Source organism: Levilactobacillus mulengensis (assembly GCF_003946045.1).
GTDB lineage: Bacteria > Bacillota > Bacilli > Lactobacillales > Lactobacillaceae > Levilactobacillus > Levilactobacillus mulengensis.
In genome coordinates this window covers 95,401-115,912 of the sequence record NZ_RHNW01000005.1, presented here as the reverse complement: position 1 = coordinate 115,912, position 20,512 = coordinate 95,401, and the positions used below count along the sequence as shown (strand labels likewise).

At 52.5% G+C, this 20,512-nt stretch carries 17 protein-coding genes; 7 read left to right on the top strand and 10 right to left on the bottom strand.

The features are described from left to right. The first annotated feature begins 333 nt into the window (after window positions 1–333). Window positions 334–1,335: a matrixin family metalloprotease gene (locus EKM84_RS06665; protein WP_225418162.1), complete on the top strand. Its 1,002-nt coding sequence runs from the start codon at window positions 334–336 to the stop codon at window positions 1,333–1,335. Between the two features lie 60 nt (window positions 1,336–1,395). On the opposite strand, the gene EKM84_RS06660 is transcribed toward EKM84_RS06665, so the two are convergent. The 4 genes from EKM84_RS06660 to EKM84_RS06645 all read right to left on the bottom strand — a co-directional run bounded on the left by EKM84_RS06660 (window position 1,396) and on the right by EKM84_RS06645 (window position 5,641). Beyond that, a complete protein-coding gene (locus EKM84_RS06660; RefSeq protein WP_125764964.1) occupies window positions 1,396–1,635 on the bottom strand; it encodes a hypothetical protein in 240 nt (79 codons plus the stop codon). A gap of 418 nt (window positions 1,636–2,053) precedes the next feature. Continuing rightward, window positions 2,054–3,673, bottom strand: coding sequence for a peptide ABC transporter substrate-binding protein (locus tag EKM84_RS06655; protein ID WP_125764962.1), 1,620 nt, complete (start codon window positions 3,671–3,673; stop codon window positions 2,054–2,056). Between the two features lie 449 nt (window positions 3,674–4,122). Then, entirely contained in the window at window positions 4,123–4,392 is a 270-nt protein-coding gene (locus EKM84_RS06650) for a hypothetical protein (RefSeq protein ID WP_125764960.1), read from the bottom strand. Between the two features lie 73 nt (window positions 4,393–4,465). Then, complete coding sequence (locus EKM84_RS06645; protein ID WP_125764958.1) at window positions 4,466–5,641, bottom strand: MDR family MFS transporter; 1,176 nt, start codon at window positions 5,639–5,641, stop codon at window positions 4,466–4,468. 438 nt (window positions 5,642–6,079) lie between these two features. Here EKM84_RS06645 and EKM84_RS06640 point away from each other — a divergent pair, with 438 nt between their 5' ends. After that, complete coding sequence (locus tag EKM84_RS06640) at window positions 6,080–6,616, top strand: flavodoxin family protein (RefSeq protein WP_125764956.1); 537 nt, start codon at window positions 6,080–6,082, stop codon at window positions 6,614–6,616. Between the two features lie 870 nt (window positions 6,617–7,486). On the opposite strand, the gene dnaB is transcribed toward EKM84_RS06640, so the two are convergent. From dnaB to EKM84_RS06615, 5 genes are all read right to left on the bottom strand, one after another. After that, window positions 7,487–8,878, bottom strand: a complete 1,392-nt coding sequence (dnaB, locus tag EKM84_RS06635) for a replicative DNA helicase (RefSeq protein ID WP_125764954.1) — start codon at window positions 8,876–8,878, stop codon at window positions 7,487–7,489. A gap of 109 nt (window positions 8,879–8,987) precedes the next feature. Continuing rightward, window positions 8,988–9,347, bottom strand: a complete 360-nt coding sequence (locus EKM84_RS06630; RefSeq protein ID WP_125764952.1) for a hypothetical protein — start codon at window positions 9,345–9,347, stop codon at window positions 8,988–8,990. Window positions 9,348–9,354: 7 nt separating this feature from the next. Further along, window positions 9,355–9,708 carry a hypothetical protein gene (locus EKM84_RS06625; protein ID WP_125764950.1) on the bottom strand — a complete coding sequence of 118 codons (354 nt, stop codon included), beginning with the start codon at window positions 9,706–9,708 and terminating at the stop codon, window positions 9,355–9,357. A 110-nt stretch (window positions 9,709–9,818) separates the two neighbouring features. Beyond that, window positions 9,819–10,277, bottom strand: coding sequence for a 50S ribosomal protein L9 (gene rplI / locus EKM84_RS06620; protein ID WP_125764948.1), 459 nt, complete (start codon window positions 10,275–10,277; stop codon window positions 9,819–9,821). A gap of 69 nt (window positions 10,278–10,346) precedes the next feature. Then, window positions 10,347–12,362, bottom strand: a complete 2,016-nt coding sequence (locus EKM84_RS06615) for a DHH family phosphoesterase (protein WP_125764946.1) — start codon at window positions 12,360–12,362, stop codon at window positions 10,347–10,349. A gap of 597 nt (window positions 12,363–12,959) precedes the next feature. On the opposite strand from EKM84_RS06615, the gene EKM84_RS06610 reads away from it, so the two are divergent. From EKM84_RS06610 to EKM84_RS06600, 3 genes are all read left to right on the top strand, one after another. Next, window positions 12,960–14,840, top strand: a complete 1,881-nt coding sequence (locus EKM84_RS06610; RefSeq protein ID WP_125764944.1) for a DUF5776 domain-containing protein — start codon at window positions 12,960–12,962, stop codon at window positions 14,838–14,840. A gap of 72 nt (window positions 14,841–14,912) precedes the next feature. Beyond that, on the top strand, window positions 14,913–15,674 hold the full coding sequence (locus EKM84_RS06605; RefSeq protein ID WP_125764942.1) for a MerR family transcriptional regulator: 762 nt from the start codon (window positions 14,913–14,915) through the stop codon (window positions 15,672–15,674). 27 nt (window positions 15,675–15,701) lie between these two features. After that, a complete protein-coding gene (locus EKM84_RS06600) occupies window positions 15,702–16,082 on the top strand; it encodes a type II toxin-antitoxin system HicB family antitoxin (protein ID WP_125764941.1) in 381 nt (126 codons plus the stop codon). Between the two features lie 52 nt (window positions 16,083–16,134). Here the strand turns inward: EKM84_RS06600 and EKM84_RS06595 are convergent, their stop codons facing one another. Further along, complete coding sequence (locus EKM84_RS06595) at window positions 16,135–16,599, bottom strand: VOC family protein (protein WP_125764939.1); 465 nt, start codon at window positions 16,597–16,599, stop codon at window positions 16,135–16,137. A 618-nt stretch (window positions 16,600–17,217) separates the two neighbouring features. On the opposite strand from EKM84_RS06595, the gene EKM84_RS06590 reads away from it, so the two are divergent. Continuing rightward, on the top strand, window positions 17,218–18,792 hold the full coding sequence (locus EKM84_RS06590; protein ID WP_404819571.1) for a peptide ABC transporter substrate-binding protein: 1,575 nt from the start codon (window positions 17,218–17,220) through the stop codon (window positions 18,790–18,792). Window positions 18,793–19,310: 518 nt separating this feature from the next. Next, window positions 19,311–20,345, top strand: a complete 1,035-nt coding sequence (locus EKM84_RS06585; protein ID WP_125764935.1) for a metal-dependent hydrolase family protein — start codon at window positions 19,311–19,313, stop codon at window positions 20,343–20,345. The last annotated feature ends 167 nt before the right edge of the window (window positions 20,346–20,512 follow it).

The window sequence follows — 20,512 nt, the reverse complement described above, 5'->3', positions numbered from 1 at the left end:
CTTAACGTCAGTGACCAGAGGCGGGCCAAAGTGCCCTGCTATGTCGATGGTCTTAGTAGAGCGCTCTTCTCTGCTTAGAGCATGGGACAACCTTTGAGACCGCCCCTCAGGCTCAAAGTTGAGGTGGAAGCCGCTTTCTCAGGCTGGAACCGGCCACACAGCAGGGTACTTTGAGCCCACTGCCGGAAACGGCCGCCATCGCACCCTAATTCAGTCTGGACAAGCGCTGACTACGGGACTAAGCTTAGGTAATAAGCGGGTTGGACAGTTTAGTAACAAGGCATTTTAGCGACTGGTTCCATCCCCAACTAATTTGGAGAGGAGTCGTTTCGTTTGCAAAAATCAGTCATCTTGCTAACGACCTGCTTAGCGCTCCTTGGCGGCGTTTCTGCCAGTGCGGCCACCAAGAACCCTACGCCGGCGAATAAGTACCGCTACGCCGCTAAGAAGGCGTCCTATTACAATAAATCAACCAGTGCCTACTACCGTTCCATCTGGACGGCGGCCCGAAAGTCTTGGAATAACTCTAAGGCCTTCAAATGGTCGACCACCAAGAATAAAAAGTCGCGCACGTTTACCACGACTGTGGCCAAGAACTCCGGCATCTGGACCAACGCTACCGGGATGGCCTACAATGGCATGTCTTATGACAAAACCGGTCACCAGACTGGTGCGGCCATGTATCTCAACCGCACTGTTTTAAAAAAATACAAATACAATAAGAAGCAACGCACCAACGTCGCCATCCACGAAATGGGCCACGCGCTGGGGTTGAGCCACAATCAGTCCGGCTCCATCAGTGTGATGAATCCGGCCAACCGGGTACATCCCCTGCGCAACGTCGATATCCGTGGTGCCAAAAAGGTCTACGCGACCCCGCTCAGTACGAAAAAAGTGCTGGCATCCTCAGCCAAGCCGACACTGACCGTCGACCACCTCAAGGATTACTCCAATGGCATCTATGGGGTTGAAGCCATTCGTAAAGACGCCGGCACCATCGTGGAGGGCACAATTACCAAAAGTGTCGCTCACCACAAGGCGCCCAAGAACTACTACACCACCCAAACACTAAAGATTGATGAACATTTCAAGGGTCTCAGCGGCAAGTCCGTCACCTTTACCCAGGGTGGCACCACCAAAATGGCCGTTACCGACAGTGAGGTGCTCCATCAGGGTGAGGAGGTCGTGGTCATGCTGGCCAAGAACGCGGCTGGTAACTATTACGTCATTAATGATGGGCAGGGCATGTTCATCGACACCCACACCAGCAATGGTCACGAGCTGTTCGAACACGTCTCCGACCACACCATTTATACCGAAGATATGCTGCATTAGTCAGCAAAGCCGTCGTCCCCAGCACAATGCTCGAGACGACGGCTTTTATGTACAAAAAATTTACTCACGATGGAAGTACCGCAACCCAGCCTCAATCAGGTCGATCACGGCAAACAAAATAATGAAGCCCACGATGGCCTCCAGGAAGAACCGACCATAATCGACCCAGAACAGTTCCCCTAGCGTCACCAGGTCAACGGCTCCCTTGACCAGAAAGACCGGTATCAATAGAAACAAAAATATCTCGAATAGATCCACCGTCTGTGCGACTTGGTCCATAAATAACTTGTGAAAATGCATCCCCGTACCTCCTCCGACAATGACCAACCACCACCCCCCAACTTCACGCCAACAGCGTCTCCCCAAAGTTAAGTGGTGGAATAGTTCTTGCCACTCATCATACGACAGTTTAAATAGTGAACGCCACCCTTTCGGCAAAACAAAAAGCAGCCGGTCCGCTAAAGTGCGGAGCGACTGCTTTTCTAGAGGTCGAAAATTTGAGGTTAGTCGGTGAGCCCTGTCTCACGGGGCAAGCACTCACTGATTAGTTTGTTTAAAACAGTGTTGGCTTTCGCCTCCGGGGCGAGGAAAACGAGTCGGAACGCTGTGGGCGAACACCCGGAGCCGAAGACCGCCTCTCAGGCTTCAGACGGGCGCCCACAGCGTCACGGCCCATTTTCACCAGCTCGGAGGCGCTGCCAGAAACCAGTTTAATCCGTTATTTCCAGTAAGCGTACTTGTATTGCGCATCGCTCATCATGGTGTACTTCAACCCGCCAACGGACTTGGAAACCAGGTGCGCCTTGGCTTGTTGGTACAGAGGGACTAAGCCGGCCTGCTTGGTCACGTAGGTGTCAGCTTGCTTCAACAGGTCCCACCGTTGTTGCGTGGTGTGGCTGGCCGTATCGTCGACTTGCTTCATTAAATTAGTGAAGTGGGCGTTATCCCATTTGGTAAAGTTCACGGAACTGGTCCCATCAGCCATTTGTAAGAAGTCGGCTGGGTCCCGCCAATCCGTGGTCCACCCGTCGAGGTCGATATCAAAGTTACCGGCCGCACCCTTGGCAATCTGTTGGGCCAATGGCATCGACTTGATGGTGATGCTCAGGCCTGGCAGGTACTTCTGCGCCTGTTGTTGCAGGTATTGGGCCACGTGCTTTTGTTCATCCGTATCGGCGGTCAGGAGTTCCAAATTGGCCTTCTTGATGCCGAGTTCCTTCTTCGCTTGGTTCCACAATTCAGTGGCCTTTTTAGGGTTGTAACTCAAGAGGTTGCCCACGTCTTCGGAGAAGTCCTTGCCCGTTGTTGGGTCATTCCCATCGCCGGAAGGAATCAGGCTCTTAGCGGCTGCGGAACCATCTTGCAGGACGTTCTTCGTCAGCGCGTTCCGGTCGACCACGTAGGAAAAGGCTTGACGAACCTTGGTATTGTGGGTCACGGTCTTCTTATCGTTAAATTCCAGGAACCGCATCGAACTGTTCAGCGTCGTGTTCATTTCTGGATTGTTGGCATTTTGCTTGATGTATTGCCCGGAAAGCACGGTCTCTTGAACCTTGCCAGACTTGAACAGGCTAGCCGACGTGCCCGGATCCTTAACAACCTGCACGTTGACCTTGGAGATTTTCACGTTCTTGGCATTCCAGTAATGCGGGTTCTTAACGTAAGACCAGCTGTCAGCCGCGCCACTCCAGCCAACCAGCTTGTAAGGCCCTTCGGAGAGCGTCTTCTCAGCGCTGGTCCCGTACTTACTACCATATTTATTGAAAAGACTGGTCTTCATAGGATACGCCGCCGTGGCTAAGATATCTGGCAACCAGGGTTGTGGCTTGGATAGCGTCAACTGTAACGTGCTCTTGTCCAAGGCCTTGGCACCTAAAGCGGATGGGGCCTTCTTCCCGGCCTGAACGGCATCATAATTCTTTAAGTATTTGAGCTTGTTGGCCACCTGGGACTTGGACTTGGGATTGACCTGCCAATCAAAGGAGGTCACAAAGTCTTGTGCCGTCACCGGATCGCCATTCGCCCATTTGGCAGTTTTTTTGATCTTAAACGTATAAACGGTGCCATTTTTCGTGGGCTTAACCACTTTTTCAGCAATCCCGGCGATGACCTTGCCGTTCTTGTCCAACGTGTACAGGCCTTCTTCCGTCTGCGCAATCAAACTAGAACTGTTACTGTCACCCGAAATGGCGGGGTCGGCCGTGGCGGGATTCCCGACCATGGTGACGCTCAACGCCTTATTCGCCTTGTCCGCACTCGTCTGGGCTGCGGTTGACCCACACCCGGCCAACGCCGCAACTGCCAATAACCCAAAACCTAATCCCATTAATTTCTTCATATAATCGACCCCTCATTTTCTTTGTCTGAACGAAAAAATCGCCCGTCCTCGTCAGCCACCTCTGGCTAACAAGGGCGAACGATTCGCGGTACCACCTTGTTTTATCTCTCATAGTGCATTTCACACCCGTGCGGTAATGGGCACGACCCAGGCATGGCTACTTGATTCACCGCGCCGACTTCCAGATGCGCTTCACCCCGACCGTTTGATCCGGCTTGCATCGACCCGGACTCGCTGAACAAACGGTGAAGGGCTACTCTTCTGGGCAACGTCTTCTTGATTGATATTAAATCTATCATCATCCATTTTAAATGTCAATTCTTTTATAAACATTCATTTCTTTGCATATTTTCTGGATAATTGGCAAAAAAAAGAGCAAACCCACGTCGCCGTAGGTTGGCCCTTTTGTATATTCCGGTTAAGAAACCGTTATTTTACTGATAAACTTTTTATTTATTCATATCCTGTTGCCGATGGCCTTGTGAAACCGTCGTCGTTTGGCGGCTAACGGTCTTCCCCGCTTGGCTGGTCGTTGTCTGCGTCTTGACCGCAACGTGCCCCTTACCCGTTGTGTCGAGTTGTACCGCAGTTTGGCCAGACGTTGGTTGAACGACCGAATCCGTCACAGTTGAGCTGTTTTGCGGAACCTGACTGAAGAGCAAGCCCCCAGCAACCAGGCCCAGCATAAGACCGCTGATTCCCCTGAATTTTTTTGTCATGTGCTTTCCCCTGATTTCCCTTTAGTACAGATAACTTCCTCTGCGTTAATTATACACCAAAAGGTCAAGCAGTTTACTTATAAGTTTCCACATTCTGTTGGTTGGCGTGAATCACGACCCCATTTAGCCCCAGAATCAACAGATTGGCGACCGCCGCGATGATAAATAGGAGCGTGTAGGACCCGTGGTCGATCACCAGACCGCCAAAGAGTGGGCCAAACGCCTTCCCAACGTTGGCCCACGCATTGGCCATTCCTTGGTATTTTCCCTTGACCGCGTGGGGCGTTAACCCGTTGACAATCGCTGGAATGGCCGGAAACGCCGTGGCCTCGCCCATCGTCAGGATAACCATGGCAATTACAAAGTGCAGATAGTCCTTGGCAAAGATGAGTGTGACAAACGACAACGCCACGAAGAAAATTCCGGCGTAGACCTGGAGATAGAGATTACTGAAGAAGTTGGCGAGCCAATTTAGCAGCGCCTGAAAAACCACAATCAGGCCGGCGTTAATCGTCCACAACAGGCTGTACTCACGCATCGGAATGCCCATCCCCGTCATGTAGACGGACAGGTTGGACACCCACTGCTCATACATCACCCAGATAATGATCAAGGAGATAAAAAATGTCGCCATGATGCGCCGGTTAGGCAAGGCAATGGTGACGTCCTGAGCTTGCTTGGCCACCACCTGCCGTTGCATCACGGCCGGCGCGTGGTAGCAGGTCAGTACGACCGTGAAGAAGCAGACAAACAGACTAAACGCAATCACGAAGAGCAGCGTCACACTGGTGCTATAGACGAAGCCAACCAGCGCCGTCCCTAGCACGACCCCCAGGTTTTGCGCGAAGTAGAGCATGTTGAAGATGTAGCGCCCGTCGCGGCTGTGAATCGTGGTCCCCAGGGAGTTGACCATCGTCAGCGTCCAGCCGGAAGCCAGGCCCAAGAAGACCAGCGCAATTGGAAACGCCGGCCAGCCATGGCTGAAGATCAGCGTTCCCAGGGTGACCAGTGACACGCTGATGCCCCCTAGCGTGAGGTAATACGGATTCAGTCGGTCAAACAACCGGCCCCCAATCACACTCCCCACCACGTTCGCGGAAGAGTAGAGCAGTAAAATAATTCCGACCTCGGTCAGCGACGCCCCCAGTCGGTTGTGCATGTAAATCGTGGTCAACGGCCAAATAAAACTCATACCGATACTGCTGCATAAGGCCCCCAACAGTAACCACCGCAAGCGAATCTCGCGCATAAGCCGCCTTCTTTCAAAGATTAAAATTCAATTAGATTAATTCTAGCATACGCTTTGCAGAAAATGAAGCTGGCACGGGTTAAACTGGTTGTTACCCCCGCCTCCAGGATGGTGAAAACATGGTGACAACGTTCGTTCCCGCCGGTGGGCTCAAGATAACCTGCTGTGGGGACCGGTTCCGGCCTGAGAAGCGGTCCGCCACCTCGCCTTGAAACCTCGCTGAAGTTCGCGAGTTTCCAAGGTCGTCCCGTGCTCTAAACTGAGAAAATCACTCAGTTAAGACCACCGACACAGCTGGCCATCTTGGCCCACCTCTGGTCACTGACATTGACCACCCCTTTTCACCATCCCTGCGGCTGACATGTGTTTAGCCCGCTCGCCAATTAATTGTTTTTCGCCAGCGTTTCTCGTACACTGAATGCAAAGGAGTGATCCGACATGACCGTTTTGTTTATCAATGGGAGTCCCCGACTACACGGCAATACTGTGGCGCTAGGCGAACGCTTTTTACAGGATATTCCCCACGACACCTTAAATCTTGCCGAACATCAGCTGAACTTTGTCCACGACCAGCGGGACACCAATCAACCGCAACAGGATTTAACCGATGATTACGAGCAACTGATGGCCACCTTTGCCCAGGCCGACGACATTGTCTTAGGCACGCCGGTTTACTGGTACGGCATGACCGGCCAGCTCAAGGTCTTCATGGACCGCTGGTTTGACAGCTATACCAATGACTTTGATTTCAGTCATAAGCACGTTTACCTCCTCGTCGTGGGCGCCGACGAACCACAAACCAAGGCGCTGGGCATCACCCAAGCCGTTCAGCATTCCTGCGAATGGTTGAAGATGAGCTTCGAAGGCACGGCCACCGTAACGGCGGATGGTCCCGATGATGTCCGGAACATGACGGACATGCCCAGTAGCTTCTGGCAACTCGGCGGCCGACTTCGCGCTAACGAAAACGCGTAATGGTTAATTCTGATCCGACGCAATTTTAACAATGTTTCATGTGAAACATTCTAAAACTGAACTAACGACAAAAATCCCGATATACCACCATCAATAGCTGGTATATCGGGATTTTTTTTAGAATTCAAACGGTGTAATCCTCATCCACAATCAACACGAATTAGATGACTTCCCCACTGGTTACCTTCAATATAAATTACCAACAACAGCCCATTCCCCGAGCAGTGGTTTCCCCGAACCAGTGTCAGCCGCAGGGCTGGTGAAAATGGGCTCAGCCTTGGGAGTTGCCTTAGCGGGTTTCCCGCTTAGGCAACTGCTATCTTTGAGACTCGCTTCTCAGAGTCTCAAAGTAAGTCCGAAGACCGCCTCCCAGGCTTCGGACGTGCGCCCACAGCGTCACGGCCCATTTTCACCAGCCCGGAGGCGGCATAAAACAGCGCACAAAAAAACCACCGCTCGGGGAAAGCGATGGTCATCGGAGTAGGGGTAACGTCACTATTATAAGAATGACGTTAACTATTTTTTCATTATTCCAGGGGAGGAGGAGTACATGAAAAAAGATTGTTAATCTTTGGTAGAAGCAACCGATTGGTTAACTTCTATGCTTCATATACTAATGGGAAAATATGATGAAACTGTGAACTTTCTGGCACACTCTTATGAATTTTAACCGACTTGACGATGTTACTGGGTGAACCCTTAGGGGCGCAAGGGGTTTGTCGGTTAACTACTTTTGGCATTTTTCACGAATACCACGTTCCGTGGGGGACGAATTTTGTCGTTTATACATATATTTTTGTATTTATTCATTAAGAGCGCAAAAAAAGGCCACAGACACGACTGTCCGCAACCTTAATTTAACCGCTATTTCTATTGATCCGGCGTGTACGCCACTGACGAGAACTTGTTAAACGACTTCACGAATAACAGTTTAACGGTTCCCCGCGGACCCGACCGGTTCTTTTCAATAATGACTTCAACTTCCCCGACATCTTGGTCACCCTCGTCACGAGGATCACTGTCGTTGCCGCCACCGTCTTCATCGCCGTCCCGCTCGTAATAGTCATCACGATACAGGAACGAAACGATATCGGCATCTTGTTCGATTGACCCGGATTCACGGATATCGGACAGCACGGGCCGCTTGTCTTGCCGCTGTTCCACCCCCCGCGAGAGCTGGGACAACGCAATGACGGGCACGTGCAATTCCTTGGCCAGCTTCTTCAGTTGCCGTGAAATATCGGAAACTTCTTGTTGCCGGCTTTCGTGGTTGGTCCCTTCAATCAGTTGGAGGTAATCGATCACAATCAAGCCCAGGTTTCCTTTTTCCTTAGCTAGCCGTCGACACTTGGCCCGAATTTCCGTAATCTTATTCCCGGCGGTATCGTCGATGTAAATGCTGGCCTTAGCCAAGCTTCCCATCGCAACAATCAAATTTTGCCATTCCTCTTCGGACAGTTGCCCCGTCCGCAGGTGGTTGGCGTCAATAGAACCTTCCGCACAGAGCATCCGGTTGACCAACGATTCGGCACTCATTTCCAAACTGAAAATGGCGACGGTCTTGTCGGTCTTCGTCCCCACGTTTTGCGCAATGTTCAGGGCAAAGGCGGTCTTCCCGACGGCTGGCCGGGCGGCGAGAATCATCAGTTCATCGTCGTGCAGACCGGTCGTCATCTTGTCCAGCTCGGCATAGCCGGTCGAGAGACCCGTGATGACATCCCCCTGCTCGGACAATTTGTTAATCTCTTCAAAGGAACTGTTCAGCACGTCACGAATTGGCTTGAATCCCGTTTGATTCCGGGTCTCCGCCACACTCATGATGTCCTTTTCGGCGTTGTCTAACATGTCGGCAACGTCTTCGTCCTGCTGGTAACCCTGGGTGACAATATTCGTGGCCGTTTGAATCAGGCGGCGCACGATGGCCTTTTCCTGAACAATCTTCGCGTAGTAGGTCGCGTTGGCTGCGGTCGGCACGGACCCTGCCAGTTCGGCAATGTAGGTCACGCCACCGACGTCATCCAGCTCATTTTTAGACGTTAACCGATCGGTAATCGTGACCACATCAATGGCCTCGTCCCGGTCGTTTAAATCCATCATCGCTTGGAAAATAATCTGGTGTTCCCGGCGGTAAAAGTCCTCTGGGGCCAGGTATTCCAGCGCATCCACCAACGCGTCGGCACTCAAAAAGATCGCCCCGAGGACGGCCTTTTCGGCTTCGAGGTTCTGTGGTGGTGTGTGATCTGTTAGAACGTTATTATCCATGCTTAGTATTTACCTCTTTAAAGAAAATCCCCGCCATAAACTAGAGTTCCATTTTACCATGGAATGACAGAAGTCGGTGGATTTTAGCGCGGCTTTTTTCGGCGACAATCTATGGACCCGGAGACACCTGCGGCAACGCCACGTTAAAAATTAAAATCCGGTAAATTTGAAAATCCACGATCGACGTCCCGGTGTCCTCATGGAAGAAACCCGAGTAACGCTGTGGGTAAATGGTATAGGTCGGAAAGACCCATTTGCCAATAGCCGTTCCCGGTAAAATGGTCGCACTATCCGGGTCATACTTAGGGTGGCACGACACCGCCACGGCTGGTTCCGCGTCGGTCAAAATGGCAAATCGAACCGCCAAGCCGGGACTGGTCGACAGCAACAGCATGACCGTCACCACAACCTCGATTATTTTTCGAGCGAGTCCAATTTTATACCAATGCGCTTTTAATTTCGTGAGCATCTGGCCCTCACCCCTTCGTAGACGAGCGGCGCGGTAGCCACGTGACGGCCGCCGTCAGCGCCACCAAAACTAGGTAGTTGATGCCAATCACCCCGAAGTCATCGAACCAATGATCAAACACCATCATCGCAATGATTCCGACGACTGCCGCAACCAACCCGAAAATTTTTAACTTGCGGGACACCAAGCTAACGGTCACCACCAGCGCGCCGACCACCCAAAATCCCAGCGGCACATTGCTGATAGCGGGGCTATCGTGAAAATCAATGGCTTGCGCATTCCATGCAAAATAAAAAGCTAAATACGCCGTAAATAAAATGCCATAAACACCAATGAGACTAGTGACTATTTTTCTGAGCATACTAACGACTTCCTTCTCCGAATCGGCTAGCAATCCACCGATTCCATTCCTGAAAAAAAGGCCACCCAATCAGGTGACCTTTCATCGACTTTCAATTAGTAGACAGTCGCTTATTTTTGCTTAGCGACCACGTGAACCCGAATCTTAGCCGTCACATCGCTGTGCAGCTTAACGGGCACGTTGGTGAAGCCCAGCGTCCGAATCGGTTCTGGGAGTTCAACTTTACGCTTATCAATCTTTAAATCAAATTGCTTTTGCAAGGCTTGCACAATTTGCTTGCTAGGAATTGACCCGAATAACCGGTCGTCTTCCCCAGCCTTCGCCACGATTTCAACGACCGTCTTGTCGGCCTCTAACCGCTTTTGCAAGTCGCGCGCCTCGGCCAAATCTTCGGCCTCACGGCGTTGTTCCGCTTTACGTTCGGCACTTAACTGACTCATGGCGGATTGGTTGGCTTCCTTAGCCAGCCCCCGCTTGATCAGGAAGTTTTGGGCATAGCCATCGGGAACATTCTTGATTTCCCCGCGCTTACCTTTACCGCGAACGTCTTTGACAAAAATAACTTTCACGTCGTTCACTCCTCACTTATTACATATCTAATAATTATCCTACGCTACCTACTGGCGAGAAGCAATTAACTAAGTCGTTGCTGGCTCGGGTTCATCGGCATGAGTCAGGATATCTAACAGTTGTTGCTTAACCTCGGCCACCGTCTTGTCAGCGATTTGGGTCGCCGCATTGGACAAATGACCGCCACCGCCCATGGCTTCCATGGTCAGCTGCACGTTGATTTCACCCAACGAACGGGCAGAAATCCCCACGCGACCGTCTGCACGACGAGTAATCACGAACGAGGCATCCACGCCGGACATGTTCAGCAGGTCATCCGCTGCTTGGGCCGCGGTAACGGGATCGTAGGTTTGATCCTCCTCCCCCGTGATCAGGGCCATGTCCTCGTTCACGAACTCAACCATTTCGATCAAATGATTGCGTTGGAGATAACTGTCAACGTTTTCCTTCATATATTGTTGCATCTCAATGGCGTCAGCCCCGGCAGACCGCAAGTAACTGGCGGCGTCAAACGTCCGGGTCCCGGTCCGTAGTGAGAAGTGCTTGGTGTCAACGAAGATTCCAGTCAACATCGCTGTGGCTTCCAGCTTGTTGATGGGTTCCCCCTCTTGTGATTGATACTCAAACATTTCGGTGATCAACTCACAAGTCGAGCTGGCATACGGTTCAATGTAGACCAGCAAGGGGTTCTCGGGAAATTCTTCGCCCCGCCGGTGATGGTCAATGATCATCACGCGGTTCTCCAGGCGCTTGTACAGGTCAGCCGTGATGGAAATGGACGGCTTGGAGTGGTCGACCATCAAGAGCATGCTCTGGTCGGTCGCCTTCTCCAGCGCCTCTTCTGGTGAAATGATGGCCGCATCCACGTCCGGATAGGCTTTCAAATTATCTAGCAGACGTTGCACGTCGGAATGGACGGTTTCCTTGTCGAGGACGATCCAACAGGTCTTGTTGTTCATCTTGGCAATCCGCCGAATCCCCAGGCAGGCCCCCAGCGAATCCATATCCGGTTGGGTATGGCCTTGAACGAAGATCTGGTCGGATTCGTTCATCAGCTCTTGCAGGGCTTGTGAAATCATCCGCGCCCGGACCCGCGTCCGTTTCTCCATCGGGTTGGTCTTCCCACCATAGTAGCGGGCTTCTTGGTCGGCAGCCTTGACGACAACTTGGTCGCCCCCCCGGCCGAGCGCCAGGTCCAGGTTACTCTGGGCTTGGTCAGCCAGCTTATTCAGGTTGGCATCGCCGTACGCAATCCCCATACTTAGGGTCAGGGGGAAGTTTTGCTTGGACGTGCTCTCCCGAATGGTATCGAGAATTTTAAATTTATCCGCTTCGATGGCCGCCAGCGACTTGGCGTAGGCCAACACGAAGTAGTGGTCGTCGTCCAGCTGCTTGAGGTACATGTCAAACTGTTGAACCCAGGCCGACAACTCATTGGTCACGTAATTTCGCAGGTTGGAAATGTCTTGGTCGGTCATTGATTGCGTCACTTCATCATAGTTGTCCAAGAAGACTTGGCCGATGGCAATTTTCTCGTCGTCGTACTGTTCCTGAATCAACTGATAATGGGTGATGTCGTAGAGGTAGACCGCGTGAAAATCCGGTTGGACGTACAGCGTAAAGCGGTAGTCACGCCAGCTCACGGTGGTCATGGTCTGCGGTGGCGTCGTCGCCACGAGTTTAGCCAGATCCGCGTCCACATCACTTAACGTGCGGTTCAACACATCCGTATCGCCAAAGTAGTGCTGCAGATACGGGTTGACCCACTCAATCTGATCCGTGTCACCCAGAATCATGACACCAGGTGGCATCCGAATCAGCGCCTCCTGCTCGCCCTGTTGAATCCGAAACGACAGGTCGGATATGTACTGGGTGGTGTCCGCGCCGATCTCTGCCATGGTATTGAACAGAAATAGTGTGGCCACCCCCACCAGCACCAGAATCACGATCCCGAAGATCCAGTTCAACAGGAACGACAGCACGATACCCAGAATGGCCAAAACCGCCGTTAGTACCGCGATTCCCCGTAGGCGCCGATTCTGCAAAAACTCGGGCACGTTGTCTCGTGAAAATATTTTATTCATACTTGCTCCTCATCTGTTTCATCTTAAAAAGTTATGGTTACCCGCATCATTTTGACGGGGTCAGAAAGTTACAAATAATACCCTTATTTTATCACACTTCGGGGTCAGTACAAAACAACGGTCTTGGATGAAACCCCGGCATGGCGGCGTTGGGTTCGGATTCTTAGGGATGGTGAAAAGCTGTTCTGGGCTTGGTGTTTCATGGGAAGCGGGGCGTATGGCTGATTGGGCGTGGGGAATGCGGTGTTTCTGGGAACAGGGACGTTAACCCTGTACCAAATTGTCTGAAGATAACTGGGATTAGGTATTTATTGGCGCAGTGATTTTAGCTTTATATAAGAGACTATCTCACCTAACAACTTCTTGAGTTTTCGATCATGGTAACTCTATTATTGTCCATCACATCCCCGTTGTACAAGCATATTTATATTAGAATTAAAATCCTTATCACGAGCCATTCGCTAAATTTATCATCAATAAATTCAGTCACACACATTAAATCATTTGTGCGATTTTCTTTAGGAAACCGCTTGTCAACATGCTATACTTACCACGAGTGACGGATCAGCTAATTAGATTGGTTGGGGGGAGATTGTCATGGCAACGCCTGTTCATTACCAACACTTATTCTGGGCAAGTCTCACGACCCTCACCCTACTCTGCGGAATGCCAGTCATCTTCCCCAGTCCCGTGCTAGCCGCTGAGACGCACCCAACCGTAACGGTTCCTAATCCCAGCCACGCCGATCAGGATTCCGTGGCCTTCGCGGACCCTAATTTAGAAGCATTAGTTGCCAAAGCCTTCGGCACTGGGGGCCGTCCCGTCACGTACGGGGATATCCGCCACTACCGCGGTGTTCAACCGGATATCAGTGACTACACGAATTCTCTAGTCGCTACCTCGCTAGCAGGGCTTGAGAGTCTACGCGAACTCCCCACCGGCATTGGCGTTACCATTCAGTTCGATGTTGCTAAACGAGTCTCCTGGGCGCCGCTGGCCGGGGTGCCGGTCTCGGGTAGTCTGACGGTTTTTCAGGATGGCATGCACAATACCGACTTCACTGCCCTCAATCAGGTAAATATTTTAGAGGACCCGTCGACCTTCCCCCGTCAACTGTGTCTCACCGGGATTAGCGGCTATATGAACTATGCCGGACTGACCGACACGGACATTCATCTACTGAACCCCCTTCTTAGCAAATTTAGCAGTCTAAAATATCACAATCAAGACGGCCGGACGAACCTGACCATTAGTAATCAACGAGTAACTGACTTCTCCTATTTCAGAAAATTTGGCAAGGTCAATGTCCTGGGTATCGGCCAATACGTCGACTTCAAACAGAAAGTCACCTACATTGATCCCGCCACCTTCACCTCTGACACGACCGTCCGTCTACCGGCGCGGGTCCAGGGCCTTGACGGCGAACCCGTGCAAAATAGCACGAAGGTTTTCAACAATGTCTCCAAAACCTTGACCCTGGACGGCACGGATGCCCTGGTGAGCGGCATCTATCCCGGGACTAAATGGCTCATCATCATGCCTAAGCATACCTATGCCAATTATTCCGAAGCGACCCCAATCGACTACCCCGATGGCAGCACTCTCCTGACCGACAGTCTCCAGTATTACCGGCTGAAATGGGCGAAGGCTCCGGTACCGGCCAAACCGGCCACGAAGCCAGCACCTACACCGGCGCCGACTGCCAAGCCCACCCCAACGCCACGTCCCCACGCGACCAGTCACCCTCAGCCACCACGGAAAGAATCCGCCAAGCAACCTCCCCAGCATTTCCACCCCAGGGTCGTCTACGCCATTAGGCCGCTCTACCTCTACCGCCACGCGACCTTTCAAGTCAAAGAACGCCAAGCCAAGTACGCCCAACAGCCGCGGGCTAATCGGCCGCTATTTATCATTATTGGTGAAGCTAAATCTCACGCCGGCCGTCGCCGTTATCGCGTGCGGGACATCAACCATGAGAGTCGTACGGACGGGCAAACGGGGTACATCACGGCCAGCACTGGCTACGTGACGGCAGCTTACTATCGAACGGCGCCCCGCCAGATTACGGTGATTGATCCGGTCGGGGTCGATGCGCACTCGCAACCCCATCTGACGACCGCCAATCCGGTCACCCACTACGCGCAAGGCAGCGTCCTCAAGGTGGTCGCCATCCAGCATCGCCACCTCACAACTCGCTTCCAACTCACCAATGGCACCTACATAACGGCCAACCGGCAACTCATTCGGGCCGGGAAGCTGGTTTCACCAACCTATGTTCAGACCAAGACCCGGGTGACCCGTTACGGCACGGTTAACCTCACGGCGCGGCGTCAAACCTACCGACCGGGACGACGGTTAAGGGTGCTGGGCTGGGCCTACGCGCACCCCCACGACCTAAGTCAGCCTAGTCCACAGCGCTACCGCGTCCCAGGTGGCTACGTGACCGCGAATCCACGAGCGGTGCGGGTGATTGATTAGCGTAAACAAGTGCTTGACCTTGACGTAACGGCAACCTCTATAGTAGGTTTTAAGCAAGAAGGAGGTGGTCGCATGACCTACAGTGTCCAAGCCCTCAGCCAGCTCGCCGGCGTGAGTCCGCGCACGCTACGCTACTACGATCAAATTGGCCTACTACCCGCCCAACGCAATCCCACGAATGGGTACCGCGAATATCCAGGTACCGCCGTGGATCAGCTACAAATGATTCGCTATTTCCAAACGTTTGGCTTTCAGCTCACCGCGATTCAAGACTTATTGGCCCAGCCTAAAGCGGTACAAACAGCCGCTTTAGCCAATCAACGTCAGCGATTAGCGGCTGAACGCGACCACCTGACGACCTTGCTAAATACCCTAGACCGCACCCTAGCGGCTAGAAATGGAGGTCCCCAAATGACCGATTCAGAAAAGTTTAGCGCATTCAAGCAAGAACAATTAGACCAGAACGACCAGCAATTTGGCACGGAGGTTCGGCAACGTTATGGCGCGGAGAGCTTTGCCGCCAGCCAACAGAAATTTGCCAAGCTGAGCGAGGCCGATTACCAGCAAATGCAGGCCACCGAACAAGCACTCTTTGAAGCGCTCCGCACGGTGACCCGCAGTGGTGACTTAGCTAGTGACACCGCCCAACAAGTCTTTCAACTACACCGGCAATGGTTGTGTTTCACGTGGAACAATTACACCGCAGAAGCTCACCGGGGCCTGGCCCAGATGTACACCGCCGATAGCCGGTTTGCGGACTACTATAACGACCACGTTGGGTTGCCCGACGCTGCGCAGACACTGGTTGCCGTGATTACTCGATACGCCAAATAACGAGTCCCATTTTCAAGGAGGAATTTCATGCTGCCAAGCTTACTGGTTTATCCCGTCATTCTGCACAAAGAAACTGTCGGCGGCTTCAGCGTCGAGGTCCCGGACATCGGTTGGACTCAGGGTGATGACCCGGCCGATGCATTAGCAATGGCTCAAGACTTGATTGGCACGGCCTTAGCTGGTGAGGATACCGTGCCGCCAGCCACACCGTTCGATCAAATCGAGGTATCTGCCCCAGACATGAAGGCCCTCGTTTCAATTGACCTGGAACTTTTCTGCCGGCAGCACCCCGTAATGGTTCGCAAGCACGTTTCGATTCCGGACTATTTAAATGACCTTGGCATTGAACGAGGCATTAATTTCTCAAAACTGTTAACCGAAGCGCTACATCTCCGGCTAGATGCCTAAACTCAAAACGACTGACACCACCCACCAAAGGGCTGGTATCAGTCGTTTTTGCTTACTTATTGGGGTCCTTGATCTGGCTCCACTTCATCACGTGCAGCATCCAAGAAATCCCGTACTTATCCGTGAAATGGCCCATTTTGCCACCCCAGAATTGCTCGGCAAACGGCATATCAATGGTGACCTGATCGCTGGCCTGTAGGTGTTGGTAAAAGTCCTCAGCCGCCTGAACGCTGGCCGCATCGTCCCCATCGATATCTAAAATCATATCGACCTGATTGGACGACTGGACCGGGCCACGGAAACTATCCGCCACTTGAAAGCTCATGCCCAAGACGGTAAAGCCACCATGGATGGTCATATCATCTAGATCAGCATCTGCCGGCAGGTGAAATTGGGTCGCCTGCTCGGGTTGGGGGCTGAATCGGTACACGTCGGTCGCACCGAACACGTCTTGGTAATAGGCCAACGCCTCCTTGGCATTTTCAAACGCAAAGCTGGGAATCAAACGGGATTGCATGGATAACCATCTCCTCAATTTAGATAGCTTAAGTGTACCAATCACCGGCGGAAACCGGTAGTGATTAGGCTTGATTATTGGGTGACAGCACGACCGGTGTTCGGCCACATTTTTTTGAAGCTGTTATTTCTATAGATACCCGCAGAAATCGATTGTCTCCGCCGCAACTTTTTGCCAACTTTCCGTTGACATTCTTCAAATTCCTGCTAAACTAGCAATCATTAACAATTGATTAGAAAATTAAAAAGTGATGATGAAGACTAGTAACGTCATTGGTTCTTGTTAGCGAGCCCGGTTAAGTGTAAGCGGGTCAAGGCTGACGACGCGAACTCCCTTCTGAACTGTCAGCTGAAATTTAGTAAGCCCGACCGGTGGCAACCGTTATCCCTGCAGTGAATCGCGACCTGGCTGGCCCACCGGACCTAGCTGATGGTCACCAGCCTCTAGGAGTGTCGCCGTTCACATTCGAGTAAAAAATTAAGGTGGTACCGTGCGACAGCGCCCTTACGGAGAAGTTCTTTCCGTAGGGGCGCTTTTTGTGTCCACCACGATTTCTAACCAATTGAATCTAGGAGGGTGTTCCACGTGAAACATTTTGCAGCGCTAATTCCTGTCACCATGCTGGTGGCCATTACCTTGAGTGCCTGTGGCAACAGTGCCGGGGGTCAAATCAATAAAAACCAAACCTTGAACGTCACCTTAGCCGATGAACCGGCCACCGTCGACCCTAACAAGGATACCGACACCAACAGTGCCAGCGTCATCTTTCAAACGATGGAAGGCCTCTACACCTATAGCCGCAACAATAAGATCATCCCCGGGGTGGCCACCAAGGTCGTCACGCCCACGAATCACGGCAAGACTTATACGTTTACCCTGAAGAAAAATGCCAAATGGGCCAATGGCCAGCCCGTCACCGCCCAGGACTTTGTGACCTCGCTCCAGCGCATGGCCGACCCCAAGACCAAGGCCCAGTACGCCAGTGTCTTGTCGGCATTTAAAAATTACACCGCCATTCAACACAGCCAGGTCGCCCCATCCAAGCTGGGAATCACCGCCCTCAGCAAAACCAAGCTGCGCATTCAGTTAACCAAGGCCGTTCCCTACTTTAACGACCTGCTTGCCAGCAAGTACTATCCGCTGAACACCGCCGCCGTGACCAAATACGGCAGTAAGTACGGAACCAGCGCCACCACGGCCGTCGCCAATGGCCCTTACAAGCTGGTCGGCTGGACTGGGAGCAATTCGACCTGGCACTACGTAAAGAATCCCCACTACTGGAACGCCAAGAACGTTAAAATCAAGCGCGTTAAGGTCGCCGTGACCAAGGACGAAACGACGGCCGCTAACCTATTCAAGGCTGGCAAGGTCCAGGAAACCACGGTCAGTGGCGAATACGTTCGGGCCAATAGTAACGAAAAGCAGCTCCACACCCACCTGTTGGGCCGCATGAATCTGTTGTATTTCAACCACAAAAAGTCCGTCACCGACTCCGAAAATTTGCGCCAGGCCGTTTCCTACATCGTCGACCGCAATCAGTTGACCAGCCAGGTGCTCCAGGACGGGTCCAAGCCAGCGTTGAGTGCCATTCCACGCGGCGACCAAATCAATCCTAAGACGGGCGGCGATATGGCCACCGAAACCGGTAACCTGCTTCCCCACGACATTGCCAAGGCCAAGGACTACTGGCAGAAATACCTGAAGGAGACCGGCAAGTCCACCGCCACCATTAGCATTTTGACCGACGACAGTGATGACGATAAGAAGATTGGCACCTACCTGCAATCCGTGATGGAGAAACACTTCAAGGGCCTGACCGTGAAAACGACTGCGCTGCCCCACGCCCAACACGTGGCCCGCGACTTCTCCGGCGACTTTGACATCAACCTGATTGGCTGGTCGACCAATTGGCTGGACGCGTCGGACTACCTGGACTTGGCAGCCAAGGACAACTCCGTCAACTTCACCCACTGGAATGACCCAACCTACAACCAGCTCCTCACGACCGCTGAAAATAAAACGGGCCAGGCCCGTTACGACGGTTTGGTCACCGCCAACAAATACCTGATGCGCGTCAAGGGTTACGTCCCTCTGTACCAACCGTCAGAGGCCAAACTAATCAGCGACAAGGTCGGCGGCTTGACGTACTCATTGATCAACGACGCCCAGTATCAGTATGCTTACTGGAAGTAGAGTGCGGAGAGAGCCGCTTAGACTCTGAGCATTAACGTCGGTTCAGTGATGCCCCCGGTCTTTGGGGACATTACTGAACCGGGGTTAAGCGCAGGAGTCTGGCTCTCGGAGCACGTTTCAGAGGCCGCGGGTTTTCGGATAGACATCCGCAGAACAAGTCAAATGATTTAAGACACTGTAGCCTTAAACGACCAGGAGTGCTTGGACTTTCTAAGCGCAGGGGTCTGCCTTGTGTAGCACGTTTCCGAGGTCGCAAGTTTCCGGATAGACACGCGTAGAACACAGGTAACGACCTAAAGCAAAATAAGCACAATGACTACTAAGGGGACATTGCTGAACCGGGGTTAAGCGCAGGAGTCTGGCTCTCGGAGCACGTTTCAGAGGCTGCGGGTTTCCGGATAGGCACGCGCAGAACACGGGTAACGACCTAAGACACGACAGGCGCCAGCACCAATCCCAACAATCTCCATCAATCCATTATCAAAGTTAAAAAACACCAAACTCAGGAGGACTCATCCATGACGAAAAAAACATTCTACAACTTCACCCTATTTGACGGCGCTGGCGACCAAAACACGCCGGACGCTTGGTTTACCGTGGATACCGACACCGGTAAGATCACGGCCTGCGGCACGGGTCACCCCGATACTGCCGATGAACAAGTCGACCTTCACGGCCAATACGTCATGCCTGGCTTCATTAACGTGCATACCCACATCACCAGCAATCCCGACTCCTTCAGCGGGAGCTTCGGTGCGTCCGAATCAGAGTCCGCGGTCTTTGGCTACGAGAATCTTCAGAAGCTCCTCAAGTCAGGCGTTACCTACATTCGCCAGTGTGGTGCGACTTACGACGTCGATATTAAACTCAAGCGGCTTCAACGCGATGGAATCCTGCCGCACACCCCACACATCATGGCATCCGGTCGCGCATTTTCAATGACCGGGGGCCACGGGGATGGCCGCAACTCGGCCTACCTGGTCGACTCCCCCGACGAAATGCGCAAGGGCGTGCGGCAAGCCTTTAAGGCCGGCGCCGAATGCATCAAGGTCATGGCGACCGGTGGGGTCATGACGCCCAACGACTTCATGGAGGACCCGCAACTCTCCGTGCCCGAGATGCACGTGGCCGTTGAGGAAGCCCATCACAAACGGCGCATCGTCGCCGCCCACGCGGAAGGCAATCCCGGGATTCAAAACGCCCTCGATGCCGGCGTCGACGCCATCGATGATACCTACCACAACCTGAAGCGTGCGTTTGAAATTGGGGTGAAATTTACCTGTGGCACCGATGCCGGCACCCCCTTCAACGGCTTTGACCGGACCCCCGACGAGTTTGGCCTGCTCACTAAGGTGGGGATGACCCCCGCACAGGCCTACCAATGTTCCAGCATCAACTCGGCCACACTTTTAGGGGTTGCCGACGACTACGGCACCCTTGAAGTTGGCAAGCACGCCGATTTCCAAGTTCTCCGGGCCGATCCATTAGCCGATACGGCCGCCGTCAAACAGGCGGATAAAGGCGTTTACGTGGGTGGCATCCAACAATTCTAATGGCCCTCGGCAAAATTAATTTCAATTTTCACGTTGACAAATAATTTTTCGGTGCTAAACTAGCAATTATTAACAATTGATTAGAAAATGAAAATGTGATGATGAAGTCCAGTAGCAGCGACCATCCTTGTCAGCGAGCCCGGTAAAGTGAGAGCGGGTCAAGCCAG

What these genes read in the sequence shown, in the direction of transcription:
- EKM84_RS06660 (WP_125764964.1), bottom strand. Translation starts at nt 1,635, where the DNA reads ATGCATTTTCACAAGTTATTTATGGACCAAGTCGCACAGACGGTGGAT.
- EKM84_RS06655 (WP_125764962.1), bottom strand. Translation starts at nt 3,673, where the DNA reads ATGAAGAAATTAATGGGATTAGGTTTTGGGTTATTGGCAGTTGCGGCG.
- EKM84_RS06650 (WP_125764960.1), bottom strand. Translation starts at nt 4,392, where the DNA reads ATGACAAAAAAATTCAGGGGAATCAGCGGTCTTATGCTGGGCCTGGTT.
- EKM84_RS06645 (WP_125764958.1), bottom strand. Translation starts at nt 5,641, where the DNA reads ATGCGCGAGATTCGCTTGCGGTGGTTACTGTTGGGGGCCTTATGCAGC.
- EKM84_RS06640 (WP_125764956.1), top strand. Translation starts at nt 6,080, where the DNA reads ATGACCGTTTTGTTTATCAATGGGAGTCCCCGACTACACGGCAATACT.
- dnaB (WP_125764954.1), bottom strand. Translation starts at nt 8,878, where the DNA reads ATGGATAATAACGTTCTAACAGATCACACACCACCACAGAACCTCGAA.
- EKM84_RS06630 (WP_125764952.1), bottom strand. Translation starts at nt 9,347, where the DNA reads ATGCTCACGAAATTAAAAGCGCATTGGTATAAAATTGGACTCGCTCGA.
- EKM84_RS06625 (WP_125764950.1), bottom strand. Translation starts at nt 9,708, where the DNA reads ATGCTCAGAAAAATAGTCACTAGTCTCATTGGTGTTTATGGCATTTTA.
- EKM84_RS06615 (WP_125764946.1), bottom strand. Translation starts at nt 12,362, where the DNA reads ATGAATAAAATATTTTCACGAGACAACGTGCCCGAGTTTTTGCAGAAT.
- EKM84_RS06610 (WP_125764944.1), top strand. Translation starts at nt 12,960, where the DNA reads ATGGCAACGCCTGTTCATTACCAACACTTATTCTGGGCAAGTCTCACG.
- EKM84_RS06605 (WP_125764942.1), top strand. Translation starts at nt 14,913, where the DNA reads ATGACCTACAGTGTCCAAGCCCTCAGCCAGCTCGCCGGCGTGAGTCCG.
- EKM84_RS06600 (WP_125764941.1), top strand. Translation starts at nt 15,702, where the DNA reads ATGCTGCCAAGCTTACTGGTTTATCCCGTCATTCTGCACAAAGAAACT.
- EKM84_RS06595 (WP_125764939.1), bottom strand. Translation starts at nt 16,599, where the DNA reads ATGCAATCCCGTTTGATTCCCAGCTTTGCGTTTGAAAATGCCAAGGAG.
- EKM84_RS06590 (WP_404819571.1), top strand. Translation starts at nt 17,218, where the DNA reads ATGCTGGTGGCCATTACCTTGAGTGCCTGTGGCAACAGTGCCGGGGGT.
- EKM84_RS06585 (WP_125764935.1), top strand. Translation starts at nt 19,311, where the DNA reads ATGACGAAAAAAACATTCTACAACTTCACCCTATTTGACGGCGCTGGC.